12 protein-coding genes are annotated in these 12957 nt (G+C 74.4%); 4 read left to right on the plus strand and 8 right to left on the minus strand.

Going from position 1 to position 12957, the window contains the following annotated elements; genetic code table 11:
- From KCH_RS41750 to KCH_RS28900, 5 genes are all read right to left on the minus strand, one after another.
- Positions 1–182: FAD-dependent oxidoreductase (locus KCH_RS41750; protein WP_157032448.1), on the minus strand; the 182-nt coding region annotated here is incomplete at its 3' end.
- Positions 179–496, minus strand: a complete 318-nt coding sequence (locus KCH_RS28885; RefSeq protein ID WP_084223982.1) for a phosphopantetheine-binding protein — start codon at positions 494–496, stop codon at positions 179–181. The genes KCH_RS28885 and KCH_RS41750, both read right to left, overlap by 4 nt.
- Before the next feature lie 195 nt (positions 497–691).
- Positions 692–2227: an amino acid adenylation domain-containing protein gene (locus tag KCH_RS28890; RefSeq protein WP_051653560.1), complete on the minus strand. Its 1536-nt coding sequence runs from the start codon at positions 2225–2227 to the stop codon at positions 692–694.
- Between the two features lie 822 nt (positions 2228–3049).
- Positions 3050–3259, minus strand: coding sequence for a DUF397 domain-containing protein (locus KCH_RS28895; protein WP_035867777.1), 210 nt, complete (start codon positions 3257–3259; stop codon positions 3050–3052).
- A gap of 393 nt (positions 3260–3652) precedes the next feature.
- The gene (locus KCH_RS28900; protein ID WP_035867780.1) at positions 3653–5833 is read right to left on the minus strand and encodes a M4 family metallopeptidase; all 2181 of its coding nucleotides are present in this window, start codon (positions 5831–5833) and stop codon (positions 3653–3655) included.
- A gap of 209 nt (positions 5834–6042) precedes the next feature.
- Here KCH_RS28900 and KCH_RS28905 point away from each other — a divergent pair, with 209 nt between their 5' ends.
- Both KCH_RS28905 and KCH_RS28910 read left to right on the plus strand, forming a co-directional pair.
- Complete coding sequence (locus KCH_RS28905; protein WP_244305475.1) at positions 6043–8778, plus strand: helix-turn-helix transcriptional regulator; 2736 nt, start codon at positions 6043–6045, stop codon at positions 8776–8778.
- A gap of 86 nt (positions 8779–8864) precedes the next feature.
- Positions 8865–9620, plus strand: coding sequence for an alpha/beta fold hydrolase (locus tag KCH_RS28910; RefSeq protein ID WP_035867782.1), 756 nt, complete (start codon positions 8865–8867; stop codon positions 9618–9620).
- A gap of 73 nt (positions 9621–9693) precedes the next feature.
- Here the strand turns inward: KCH_RS28910 and KCH_RS28915 are convergent, their stop codons facing one another.
- Positions 9694–10587 (minus strand): hypothetical protein, encoded by an 894-nt coding sequence (locus KCH_RS28915; RefSeq protein WP_035867783.1) that lies wholly within the window; start codon positions 10585–10587, stop codon positions 9694–9696.
- A 128-nt stretch (positions 10588–10715) separates the two neighbouring features.
- Between KCH_RS28915 and KCH_RS41755 the strand changes: the two genes are divergently transcribed.
- Entirely contained in the window at positions 10716–11381 is a 666-nt protein-coding gene (locus tag KCH_RS41755) for a hypothetical protein (protein ID WP_035867785.1), read from the plus strand.
- Positions 11381–11923 carry a hypothetical protein gene (locus tag KCH_RS41760; RefSeq protein ID WP_035867788.1) on the plus strand — a complete coding sequence of 181 codons (543 nt, stop codon included), beginning with the start codon at positions 11381–11383 and terminating at the stop codon, positions 11921–11923. Before KCH_RS41755 ends, KCH_RS41760 begins: the two co-directional genes overlap by 1 nt.
- Here the strand turns inward: KCH_RS41760 and KCH_RS28930 are convergent.
- Together KCH_RS28930 and KCH_RS28935 are read right to left on the minus strand one after the other, a co-directional pair.
- Positions 11878–12387, minus strand: a complete 510-nt coding sequence (locus KCH_RS28930) for an NUDIX hydrolase (RefSeq protein WP_341865427.1) — start codon at positions 12385–12387, stop codon at positions 11878–11880. The genes KCH_RS41760 and KCH_RS28930 overlap by 46 nt on opposite strands.
- Positions 12388–12398: 11 nt before the next feature.
- Positions 12399–12935 (minus strand): GNAT family N-acetyltransferase, encoded by a 537-nt coding sequence (locus KCH_RS28935; protein ID WP_035867790.1) that lies wholly within the window; start codon positions 12933–12935, stop codon positions 12399–12401.
- Between the last annotated feature and the right edge of the window lie 22 nt (positions 12936–12957).

Raw genomic sequence — 12957 nt, forward strand, 5'->3', positions numbered from 1 at the left:
CGTCCCGGCGCGACCTCGATCCCGCGGACCCGGCCGCCGACCCGGTCCCGGGCCTCCAGCACCGTCACCCGCACGCCGCGGTCGGCCAGTTCGACCGCCGCGGTCAGCCCGGCGAGGCCCGCACCGACCACGATGACGGAACCCGGCGCCGGGTGGTGGACGGAGAGAGCTGCCGCGCTCACCGGGTGGCCGCCGGTGCGCCGTGCTCGGCCGCGGCGGCGACGATGCGGGAGGCGAGGCCGGCCGGGGTGGGGTCGGTGAGGAAGTCGTCGAAGGTCAGCTCGACGCCGTGCCGACGGGCGACGGCGCTCAGCACCCGGGTGGCGATCAGCGAATCCCCGCCCAGCAGGAAGAAGTTGCCGTCGGCCGGTACGTGGTCGAGCTCCAGGATCCGGCCGAACACCGCGCTCAGCTCCGCCGTCAGCGCGGCCTCGTCGGACGGCGGCGCTGCTTCGGGGGTGGCGGCGGATGCGGTGACGGGTATGTCGAGGCTCATCGGGGGGTCTCCTTCGACCGGTGCGGGGTGCGCGTGGTCCGGCGGTGCCAGCGGTGCGTGGTGCGCGGTGCTGTACGCGGGGAAAGGTCGAGCTGCGACGCGGTGGGTGGGGCGCGACTGCCGAGCTGGGGCGAGTGACTGACGGAGCGTCCGATACAAGCCGCCGCAGGTGCCGTGGGGGAAACGGTCGCGGGGTCAGCGCGGGGCGGTGGTGCTGCCGCCGTGGAGGCGGTGCGAGGCGGCGCGGTCGACCTTGCCGCCGGCGGTGCGGACCAGGTCCGGCACCACGGTGATCCGGCTCGGCACCAGATGGCCGGGCAGCCGCCCGCGCAGGTAGTGCATCAGCTCGGCGGCGAGCGCGGGATCGGCTGCGCCGGCCCGCGGGACGACGTACGCGACGAGCGCGGGCCGACCGGCCAAGGTGGCGGCGGTGACGGCGGTGGCGCCCACGGCAGGGTGGGTGCCGAGTCCGGCCTCCACCTCGGCCGGGTCGACCCGGATGCCACGGATCTTCACCTCGTGGTCCAGCCGCCCGAGCGGGTCGAGCACCCCGTCCGCGCCCCGGGCCATCCGATCCCCGGTGCGGAACCAGCGCCGTCCGTCGCGGAGGACGAACCGCTCGGCGGTGGCCTCCGGGAGTCCCGGGTAGCCGGCGGCGAGGGCCGGCCCGCCGATCAGCAACTCGCCGTTTTCCGAGAGGAGTTCCGTGACGTGGGGGAGTGCGCGTCCGATCGGCGCCCGGGCGGCAGGATCCCAAGGCTCGCCCGGGGCAGGGGAGTTCGGCCCGAGCAGGTCCACCGCGTGGGTGATCAGGGTGGTCTCGGTGCAGCCGTAGGTGTTCAGCAGCCGGACTCGGGCACTGCTGCTCAGCCGGCTCCAGTCCGCGAGCCGGGCCGGGCTCGCCGCCTCGCCGCCGATCACCACGAGCCGTACACAGTCCGGGAGTTCGGTCGGATGCCGGTCCTCGGTGAGATGCAGGACCAGTTCGTGCCAGAACGCGGTGGGCAGGTCGAGCACGGTGATGCCGCGATCTTCGACCATTCGCAACAGCCGGGGGAACGACGCCGAGTGCGCCTCCGGGTCGAACACCAGGCGCGCGCCCGAGGTGAGGGCGGGCAGGATCTCTTCGAAGCAGGTGTCCCAGTTCAGCGAGGCGAACTGCAACACCCGGTCGGTCGGGGCGAGTTCGAAGAGCTGCCGTAAGGAGGCGACCGAGACCGAGACGGCCCGGTGCGGGGTCAGTACGGGTTTGGGCCGACCCGTGGATCCGGAGGTGAACAGGAGGTAGGCCGGGTCCTCCGGTCCGGGGGCCGCTGTGCCGGTCGCATCCTCGGCGCTCGCTGTCTCGAACTCGACGTTTTTCAGGCCGAGTCGGGCGGCTTGGCTGCGTGCCCCGTGGCCGACCGAGGCCCGGCAGCCGGCTGCGGCTGCCATCCGGCGCTGCCGTTCCACCGGGAAGTCCGGGTCGATCGGGACGTAGGTGCCGCCCGCCGTGAGGATGCCCAGCAGGGCCACCACCGTGTCCGGGCGGTGCCGGGCCGGTACGGCCACCGGCCCCGGCCGGTGGCCGAGTGCGGCGGCCAACTGCCGGACCGATAACGCGAGTTGCTGGTAGCTGAGAGTGTGCTCGGGGGACTCGATCGCGATTCGCCCGGGCCACCGGAGAACGGTTTCCGCGAACGCGTCCAGCAGGTCGGAACCCGATCTGTTGACGCCGCCGTTCTTTGACATGCCCGCTCCAAGGTAAATGCCCAGAGGCGCCAGTCCGTGCTTCGGCGAACCGGGACTCTACCTCCAGCGATCGGCCCCCACAATGGTTGTTGAAGTGGTTTTCCCGCGGTCGTGCGGCCGACGCGTGAACTCCCGGCGCGACTGCCCGGGTGACGCTCTGTCATTGCCGTCCTGAGGTGAGGGCAGCCTTCCTGCGGCTCTGTGGTGGTGGCCCTCGGGGGGCGCTGCGGTGGGTGACGGCGTCGCGTGCGAGCGGACCGCCGGTGTCCGGCGCGGGTGCCGCCCGACGCCGCCGGCCCGCCGGCCGGCCGGAGGGTATTCCGGATTGGATTCGATTCCTCTGTGTCCGGATCAATGACCGGCTGCGGTGCGTGCATCGGGCGCGCAGCAGAATGCGAAGTGATGGCCCGTCATCGACCGGTCGGCTCTCAATTCCGGGTGTGCTCAGGTTCGACGCGATCGCCGTGGTGGCGGCCCGGTGTCCCGACGGAGCGTCACCGAACGAAGGTTCGGTCGATGCGGTACGGTTTTCGCGCGACGTGGCGCGCATCGGGGCGGTCCGGAGCGGCGTGTCTCCAGCTCGGTGACGCGCGGAGATGCCCGCGACGGGCGTCACCGGCGGGTGGGCGACGGCCCGGTCAATTCGGCGCGGTCGTCAACTCGCGCAGCCCTCAGGTGATTTGAGCCAGCTGGCCGGAATGCTCGGTCGGGGTGGGCGGGATTCGGCCGCGCCCGAACGGCCGTGGGCGGACGGGGCGGAAGGCGAAGGCCCCCGCCGCCAGTGGCGGCAGGGGCCCGAACTCAGCGATCGGAAGGTCGAGTTCAGACCTCACCGAAGACGCCGTCGGCGGCTGCGGTCGCGAACGCCGCCCACGCCCGGTTCGAGAAGCGGAGCTGCGGTCCGCTCGGGTCCTTGGAGTCCCGGACCGCCGTGGTCGCGGAAGTCGGAGCGGCGATCTCGACGCACGCGCCGTTCCCGCCGCTGTAGCTGGACTTGCGCCAGGTCAGCTCGACGTCCGTGGTGTTGCTCATGGTGGTAGCTCCTCCAACTATGGCCCTGGGCATGGCGATCGGCCGTACCGGGGGGCCGGTGCCGATCTGGGGAGATCATAGGTACATGAGCATGACCAGACGATGCTCGGAGCACGGCCCGGTCGCCCGGAAGCGTGAGCCTCGGCGTAATCGCCGTTCGCACGGGTGGAAGGTGCGAGGATGCTGTGGGGTCCATCCCGGCACGGAGCGGTCCGCCCCCGGTGCCGGAGAGCGAGCGCGGGGCCGGCGGCCCCGGCGGCCGGACTCTGCCCCACCAGGGCCGGCCGCCGGTCTGCCGCCTTCGTGGCTACCCCGCGTGAACGCGGCAGTCCTCCCGCCGGGCCCATCCCACAACGGAGGTCCCGACGGGAGGAGTTCGGGTGAGCGGGTCGGTCAGCCGATGCTGACGTCGTCGATCAGGAAGACGGTCGCCAGGTAGGCGTCCTCGGTGCCGGCGAACTCGAGCTTCACCGACTGGCCCTTGTAGGCGGACAGATCGACGGTCTTCTGCACGTAGCCGGCGCTCGCGTTGGCGTTGGAGTAGGTCGCCAGGGTCGCGCCGTTGACCTTGACCTTCAGGGTGTCGTAGGCGGTGGAGCCGGACTCCTGGGTGCTGACCTTCAGCCAGAAGGTGAGCTTCGGGCTGCCGGAGGCGGGGACGGCGATGTTCGACTGGGAGAGGGACTCGACGGCGGAGGTGCCGTAGCCCATCATCCAGGCGTACCAGGAGCCGCCGTGGGCGGGCTGCAGCGTCGAGTTGGTGATGTCGTTGTCGCTCTGGGTCCAGCCGGCCGTGCCCTGCTCGAAGGCGCCGTTGGTCAGCGCGTTGCCCGGGTTCGGGCTGCCGGAGGACGACGGGGACGGGGACGGGGACGGGCTGGTGGAGCCCGAGGGCGACGGGGACGGGCTGCCGGTGCCCGGGTCCGGCAGGGCGGTGCCGACGCTGACGGCGGCCCAGGCCTTGGAGACGAGGTACCGCTCCTGCGAGTTGGCGCCGTACAGGTCGGCGGCGGCCTGCAAGGTGGCGGTGCGGGCCCCCGCGTAGTTGGTGGTGGAGGTCATGTAGGTGGTCAGGGCGCGGTACCAGACGGCCGCGGCCTTGTCGCGGCCGATACCGGTGAAGGTGTCGTTGTTGCAGGTGGTGCCGTTGTGCGAGCGCCCGCCGATGGTCTTGGCGCCGGTGCCCTCGGCCGCCAGGTAGAAGAAGTGGTTGGCGATGCCGGAGGAGTAGTGGACGTCCACCGAGCCGGCGCCGGAGCTGTAGCAGGACAGCGAGTTGCCGTCGACGGAGGGGTTGTCCATCCGGCGCATGTAGCCGTTCGGCATGTTGAGCTTCTCGCCGATGTAGTAGTCCCCGGGGTCGGAGCTGTTGTTGGCGTAGAACTCGACCATGGTGCCGAAGATGTCGGAGGTCGCCTCGTTGAGGCCGCCGGACTCGCCCGAGTAGTTGAGGTTGGCGGTGGCGGCGGTGACGCCGTGGCTCATCTCGTGGCCGGCCACGTCGAGCGCGGTGACCGGCGTGTTGCTGTTCTGCGAGGAGCCGTCGCCGAAGAACATGCAGAAGCAGTCGTCGTCGTAGAAGGCGTTCAGCAGGCTGCTGTCGACGTGCACGTACGCAGGCGCGCCGCGGCCGTCGTTGCGGATGCCGGAGCGGTTGAAGGTGCTCTGGTAGAAGTCCCAGGTCTTCGCCAGGCCGTAGGAGGCGTCCACCGCGGCGCTCTCGCGGCTCGACGTGGTGCCGGTGCCCCAGGTGTTGGTGGTCTTGGAGAACGTCCGGGCGTTCTGCTTCGGGTTCGACTGCGGGCTGTTGTACGAGTCGTAGACGACCGTGGAGCCGTGCGCGGCGTCGGTGAGGGTGTAGCCGCTGCCCGACTGGGTGGTCTCGATGGAGACCTGGCCGACGGTCACGCCGTTGCCGGTGCCGGTGATTCCCTGGTGCAGCTCGTACTGGTCGAGCGGCGCGCCGCTGGCCGCGTCCACGATCACCGCCTCCCGCGAGGCGGGACCGGTCTCGCCCTCGCCGGTGACGGTGGAGCGGTAGGCGAGCACCGGCACCTTGCCGACCGCGTACACCACCAGGGCGCTGCTGTCGGAGCTGTCGGTCCTGGCGTTCTTCACGTGCTTGGCGTGCTTCACGGCCGCGGCCGAGGCGTCGGCCGCGGTCAGCTTCGGCGCGGTGCCGGCCATCCTGATCGCGCCCTGGTGGGCCTGGTCCGAGCCGGTGCTGCGACCGTCCTTGCCGTAGTGCACGACCAGGTCGCCGCCGATGACGGGCAGGCCGCGGTAGGTGCGGTCGTAGCGCACGTGCCGGGCGCCGTCGGTGTCGAACAGGACGTCCTTGGCCACCAGGCGCTCGTCGGCGCCGAGACCGAGCGACCTGGCGACGGCGGCCGCCTCGCGGTCGGCGGTGCGTATCGCCTCGCCGCGTGCGTCGGCCGTCATCGCCCGGAACCCGGCGCCGGGCCGGGCGGAGGAGCCGCTGGCGGCCGCGGTCGACTGGGTGGCCGCCACGGTCACGGTGCCCAGGGTGAGGGCCGCCGCGACAGCGGCAGCCAGAGCGTTCTTGCGGGACATCACATTCCTTCCGCCGAGCTGGGGTTGAGGGGGAGGGCGGCGGCGGGACGTCTTCGCGGGGTGGGGGGCGTCCGGCGGCCGGTGACAGCTCGACTGTGGCGATGACCCTAGGGAAGCCGGGGAGCAGCGGGCATCAGGGCAATCCCTTGTCCTGGCGCAGGGTGACCCCGGGGGCGCACCATGGCCCGGTGCAAGACTCTGCGACGTGGGTGAACGCGCTTCAGGAGACCTCCACCGCCGGGCCGTCGACGCTCCCGGAAGGGGCGCGGGGCGCCCACCGGGTGGTGCTGTTCGGCCCGCCCGGAATCGGCAAGACCACCGCGGCCGCCCGCCTGGGACGGCAGCTCGGCCTGCCCGTCCATCGGCTGGCACCGGGCCCGCAGGACGCCCGGATCCCCTGCGCCGGGCTGCTCGAACTCGCGCTGGCCCTCCAACCGCTGCCCGCCGCACGGGAACTCGCCGAGGCACTGGACGGGGCCGCCGGTGAACCGGACTCCCCGGACGGCGCCGGAACGGCCCTGCGCCTGCGGCGGCTGACCGCCGCCGTCCTGCGGGACGCGCCGCCCCTGACGCTGGTGGTGGACAACGCCCAGTGGCTCGACGCGGCCAGCACCGCCGTCCTCGGCTGGGCCCTGCGGCTCGCACCGGCCCTCCCCGTCGTCGTGGCCGAGCGCGCCCGGCGCCCCGAGGCCGGCGGCCACTGGTGCGGGGAGGACGCGGCGACGGTGCGCGTCCCGCCCCTGACGGCCCCTCAGCTGGCGACCCTGCTCGCGCCGTACCGCCTGACCCCCCGCGAGGTGGAGCGAATCCACCTGCGCAGCGGCGGGAACCCGGCACTCGCCCTGGCACTCGCCGACGCGGGACCGTCCGCGAGCCGGCCCGGCGAGGACGAGGCCGCCCTTCCGCCGCCGGCCCGTCGGCTGGTCGGCGAGTGGCTGCACGAGGTGTCCGCCCCGGTGCGGGAGCTGCTGACCCTCGCCGCCCTCGACGACCGCCCCGACCTGGCACTGCTCGGCCGGCTGGCGGGCCCGGCGGCGGAGCAGCTGCTGGTCGAGGCCGAAGCGGCCGGGCTGCTCGACCCGGGGCAACCCGACGGGAGAGTGCGGTTCGCCGCCTCCGCGATCGGCACGGAGCTCGCGGCCCGGCTGCCCGACAGCACGCGCAGACTCCTGCACGCCCGCCTCGCCGACGCCGGCCACGACGCCGTCCGCCGCGACCGGCACGCCGTCCTGGCCGCCGATCCCGCCGACCCGGGCGCCGCCCGGCAGTTGGCGAGCACCGCCACCCGCGCCGCCGGCCGCGCCCGGCTCCGCGGCGAACACCCGCTGGCCGCCGAACTCTCCCTGCTCGCCGCCGAACGCACCCCGCGCGAGGACGCCGAGCTGCTGACCGAGCGGGCACTGACCGCGGTGCGCGACGCCGCGCGCTGCGGCGACCTCCCCCGCAGCCGGTCCGCCGCCCGGCTCGTCCTCGGCCACGACAGCAGGCCGGCCCCGCGCGTCGACGCCCTGCTCGCCCTCATCGACGCCAGCGGACAGCACCTGCACAGCGCGGACGAACTGTTCGCCGACGCCGTCCACGAAGCAGCCGGGCAACCGGACCTGACCGCCCGGATCCTCGTCCGGCAGGCGATCTGGGCCAACGTCAACGACGGGGACCCCCAACGGGCGTGCGCCCTGGCCGCCCGGGCCGCCGGCCTCGCCCGCAGCGCCGGAGACACCGTCAGCACCGCCATGGCCCTGACCATGCAGGCCCGCCTCCAACGCATCCTCGGCCGTCCGGAGGCCGAGGCCACGCTCGGGCGCGCCCTGTCGCTGCCGCGCGGCACGCACATTCCAGTCAACGCCACACCCGAGCACCTGGCCGCCCGGCACGCCCTCTTCGACGACCGGCTGGACGACGCCCGCACCGCGCTGCTGCCCCTGCTGGTCGAAGCCGAGCGCACGGGCGACGCCGAGGGGACCGTGGACGTGCTGCGCGGCCTCGCCGAGGTGGAGGTCCGGGCCGGACGGTGCACCCGGGCCGTCGACTGCGCCCGGCGCGCCCAGGAGTTGACCGACCGGGCCGCCATGCCGCCCGGCCCCGCCTGCTACACCTCCGCCCTCGTCGCGGGCGCCGCCACGTGCACCGACTCCGCTCTCGCCCAGGCGCGCCGCGGCGTCGACGCCTCCCGGCAGGGCGGCAACCGCGTCTTCCTGTCCCGCAACCTCAGCGCCGTCGGCCACCTCCTGCTGGTCACCGGCCACCCGAAGGAAGCCCTGGAAGCGCTGGAGGAGGTCCGTGCCCTGGAGCGGCTGCAGCAGGTCCGCGACCCGTCCGTCCTGCGCTGGCACGCGGACCTGGCCGAAGCCCTCGTCGCCGTCGGCCGCCTCGGCGAGGCCGACGACCTGCTGGCCGAGACCAGCCGCGCCGCCACCGAACTCGGCCGGAGCTCCGTCCTTCCCGCACTCGAACGCTCCCGGGCCCTGCTCGAAGCCGCCCGCGGCGACTACGACACGGCCGCCCGCCGCCTCACCGACGCGGCGGACCGCCTTCACCTGCTCCCCCTCGAACGCGGACGGACGCTGCTGGCACTCAGTCACACCGAACGACGCGGACGCCGCCGGGCCAGCGCCCGCGCGGCAGCCCGGAGCGCCGTCGACCTCTTCACCGCCCACGGGGCGCACGCCTGGACCGACGCCGCCACCGGCACCCTCCACCGCCTCGACCACGCCCCCGCGGCCATCGGCACCCCGCCCCGCCTCACCGGAGCCGAACAGCGCTGCGCCGAGCTGGCCGCCGGCGGGGCGAGCAACCGCGACATCGCCGCCACCCTGAACGTCAGCGTGAAGACGGTCGAGGCGACCCTCACCCGGATCTACCGGAAGCTCGGCCTGCAGTCCCGGGTCCAGCTCGCCCGCACGGTCGCCCCGGGCCGGGCACGAGCCGACCGGCCGGCGCCGTGAACCCGGAGCGCGCGCCCGTCGCACGGCACGGCGGTTCTGACTTCGCGTCAGTTCGGAATGCCGGTCCGCGGGGAACGACCGAGGGCATGACGATCCCTCACCGATTGACCGGCGGCGGCGACCACCACGTTCTGGTGCTGCACGACTGGTTCGGGACCAGCGCCGGCTGGGGCCCGTTCCTCGACTACCTGGACGGGGACGCGTTCAGCTACGCGTTCCTGGACTACCGCGGCTACGGGGAGCGCAAGGACGTCCCCGGCGCGTACACGCTCGCCGAGATCGCCGCCGACGCGCTCGCGCTGGCGGACCAACTCGGCTGGGAGCGCTTCTCGTTGGTCGGGCACTCGATGGGCGGGAAGGCGGCCCAGCAGGTGCTCGCCGAGGCGCCGCTGCGGGTGCGGAAGCTGGTCGGGCTGGCGCCGGTGCCGGCCGGGGCGTACCCGTTGGACGAGGCGGGCGAGGCGCTGTTCTACGGCGCCGCCGAGGACCGGGAGAAGCGCTTCGCGATCCTCGACCTGGTCACCGGTCAGCGGGCCGGCCGGGTCTGGCTGGACCGCATGGTCGACCAGTCGCTCCGGCTGTCCCACCCCGAGGCCTTCGGCGGCTACGTGCGCGACTGGGCGACGGCCGACATCGAGCGGCGGATCAGCGGAAACCCGGTGCCCGTCAAGGTGATCGTCGGTGAGCACGACCTCGCCCTCACCGCCGACGTGATGCGGGGCACCTTCCTCGCCCACTACCCCAACGCCGAACTGGAGGAGCTGGGCGGCACCGGCCACTACCCGATGTACGAGACCCCGGTCGCCCTCGCGGCGTCCCTGGAGGGCTTCCTGCACAACTGACCCCACCGCCCCGGAGCGGCACGGGAGGCCGGCCCCACCCGACCTCCCGTGCACCGTGCACCGCGCGGGCCGCTCAGCCGCCGACGACGCCCGCGGCCGCCAGCGCGAGGAAGGCCGCGGCCGACCCGGCAGCCGCCGCCACGAGCACCAGGACGCAGGCGCCGTACACGTTCTCGCCCTGGCTGCCGCGGAGGAGGACGCGGGACGGCCGGCGGGGGTCGAAGGCGATCTCGAAGGTCCCGCGGTCGAACCGCACCTCGGTGTGGCGGTCGGTCGCGGTCCGCGGCCGGCCCTCGGCGTCGACGAAGGCGTACACGGCGTGGCGCGTGCGGCGGCCGCGGTAGCCGTACGTGATCCGCACCTGCTCGACGGCGGCCATCACCGAGATCCCCCGCCGCCACAGCACCCAGCGCAGCCACAGGTAGGGGACACCCGGATCGCCGGCGCCGGCGACGACGGCGAGCAGCAGGGGGAGGGCCGGCAGCCAGGCCAGGGCGTTGCCCACGTCCCGGCCGATGCGGAGAACCAGCAGGAGCAGCAGCACGACGGCCCAGACGCCGATCGCCACCGCGGCCGCCCGGAGGAACGACCCGGCGCCGGCCCAGGCGGCCGCCGCCCGTGCCAACTGCCGTGGCAGCACGCCGGATCGCACCACCGGGACCGACTCCACCCGGCCCGACCCGTCCGCCCCCGGCAGGCTCGCCGAGACGGCGCGCGCGAAGGCCCGGGCGGCCTCGGCCCTGCGCTGGCGGATCACGAACTCGCCCACCGGCCCGCTGCCCGCAGCGAGGCGGAGGCGCACCGTGCCCGTCCCGTCGTCCTCGACGGCCTCGATGGCGGTCAGCGGTATCCGGTGGTGCGCCCCGCGCTCCTCCACCACCACCAGGCCCCCGGCGAACCGGGCCACCCTGCCGCCGCCGCGCAGCACCACCGACGGGACGGCGGACGGCGAAGACTCGGAGATCATCCCGGCAGGATAGAGGCGCTCCCGGCCCGCGCGACAGCCGCCACGGCCTTCCGGTCCGCGCCTTCGGGACAGCCGCTGCGGCCTTCCGGCCGGTGGCGGCGCGACCTGCGGGTCGTAGGATCCGGCGGATGAACAGCACCGCCTTGTCGATCGACGCCGCCGTGGTCCTCTCGGTCGCCGCCGGGCTCCGGCTCGGGCCGCGTGCGCTGAAGCGGATTGCGGCGCCCCGGCGGGACGGGTGGACGGTGCGGCCCGAGGTCGGGCTGGCCGTGGTGGTGGGCGCGGTCTACCTCAACCAACTGGTCTGCGCGGCCTACGTGGTGAGGGTGCACGGCGGGGACGCCTCGTTCGTGGCGCGCCACCTGCCGCCGGGGTGGTTCGACCAGCCGGTGGGGAGCCCACTGGTGCGGGCGCTGGCGGAACGGCTGCCGGAGCCACGGGTGTTCGGGCCGAGCGTGCTGCGGGTGCAGGCGTTCCTGGAGCTGCCGTTCGTGCTGTTCGCTTACGGGACGGTGCTGCGGCGGCTCAGCCCGGCGCTGTACCGGGCGGTGTGCGGCTCCGGCCCGCTGGTGTGGGCGACGGCGCTGTCGTACACGGCGGTGTTCAGCGTGGTCGAGTGGGCGCTGCGCAACCCGTGGACGGTCCAGGACGTGCTGATCCGCGCCGTCTCGGCGGCCGTCACCGCGCCGCTCGTTCTCGCTCGGGCCCGCCGCGACCGGGGCCCGAGCACCGGCCCGGGCCGGGCGGGCTGCTGCACTTCGCCGTCTCGCTGTGGGCGCTCGGCGGGCTGGTGATGGTGGTCTACGACACCGCGCTGCTCTACAACTCGGCGCATCTGCGCACCCGTTGGCCCGAGCTGGCGGGGTGGGTCGCGGTGCTGGCGGTCACCGGGCGGTGGCGGCCCGCCGACCCGGCGGCGGTCGGCCCGGGCACGGCCGCGCTCGCCACGGTGCTGCGGCGCGGGCTGGTGCTGTTCCTGGTGCCGGCCCTGGCGGTGCGGTACGGCCTCGGCTTCGCCGATCCGCGGGTGGCGCTTGCGGGCGGACTGCTCACGGCTGCCTGCGCGCTGGCGGACCGTCAAGTCCGCGCCGCACTGCTGCCGTTGAGCCTCGCCGTGACGGCGGGCCTGGTCGCCGGGTACGTCGCGCTGCGCGCGGTCACGGACACGTATGTGGAGAGCGGCCTGCTCCGGGCGATGGCGGCGCTGCTCGGGACGGCGACGGTGGTCTGCGCGGTGGCCGATCGGCGGCGCCGGAACGGTCCGTCAAGTCCATCGCCGCATCGGCAGGTTCAGCCGGGCGCCAGGTCGCTGTCCTCGTCGAAGTCGCCCAGGTGAAGGGGGACCGGGCCGGGGCCGGTGCGGAGCAGGGCGGCGAGGTGGTGGGCCAGGCGGCGCGGGCGGACGGTGCGGTCGGTGGCGGCCAACTCCTCGATGCTCCACCAGTGGTGGCCGTAGCGGGCCTCCTCGGTGACGACCCGGACGGCCGCCGCCTCGGAGGCGGTGAGCCGCAGCAGCCGGTACTCCTCGGACTGGTCGAAGCGGCGGCCGTCGACGCCGAACCGGCACCGGCGGGTCCAGACCGGCGGGCCCAGCCGGTCGGCGGGCAGGGCGAGCGCGGTCTCCTCGCGCAACTCCCGTACGGCGGCGGCCACTGCGTCCTCGCCGTCCTCGATCCCGCCGCCGACGGTGAACCACCAGCGGGCGCCGGCCCGGCGCGGATCGCGGCCGCAGAGCAGCAGCAGGCGCTCGCGGTCGTCGAGCAGCAGGATGCGGGAGGTGCGGCGGCGGTGCAGCGTCACGGCGGCCGGGCTCAGGCGGGCTGCCGGACGCCGAACCACTGCTCGGCGCCGAACTCCTGGAAGCGGTCGACCTCGGTGAAGCCCAGTCGGCCGGCCAGGCGCAGGGCGGCGTCGTTGGCGACCTGGGTGCACAGGACGACGGGTTCGCCGGGGAGGGCGCCGGCGGCCCATCCGAGGGCGGCGGCGCAGGCCTCGGTGGCGTAGCCGCGGCCCCAGGCCGACGGCGTGAACAGGTAGCTCAGTTCGGGTTCCTGGGCCTCGGGGTGGAGGTGGCCGGGGCGGTCCGAGGCGCGGCGGTCCAGGGTGACCATGCCGATCATCGCGCCGTCGAGGTCGACCACGAACAGGCCGGGCCGCCGCCGGGGCGTCTCGGGCACGGTCCGTTCGAACTCCTCGCGCGGGCGCGCCCCGCCGAGGAAGGCGCACACCTCCGGCGAGGTGAACAGCCCGATGATCGCCGAACGGTCGCGCGCCTCGGGCTCCCGCAGGACGAGGCGCTCGGTGCGGATCGGTGCGGGCGGCCAGGCGACGGGTCCGAGATCGGTCATGCCAGGCAACCTACCGCAGCCC

The organism is Kitasatospora cheerisanensis KCTC 2395 (assembly GCF_000696185.1).
GTDB classification, from domain to species: Bacteria; Actinomycetota; Actinomycetes; order Streptomycetales; family Streptomycetaceae; genus Kitasatospora; species Kitasatospora cheerisanensis.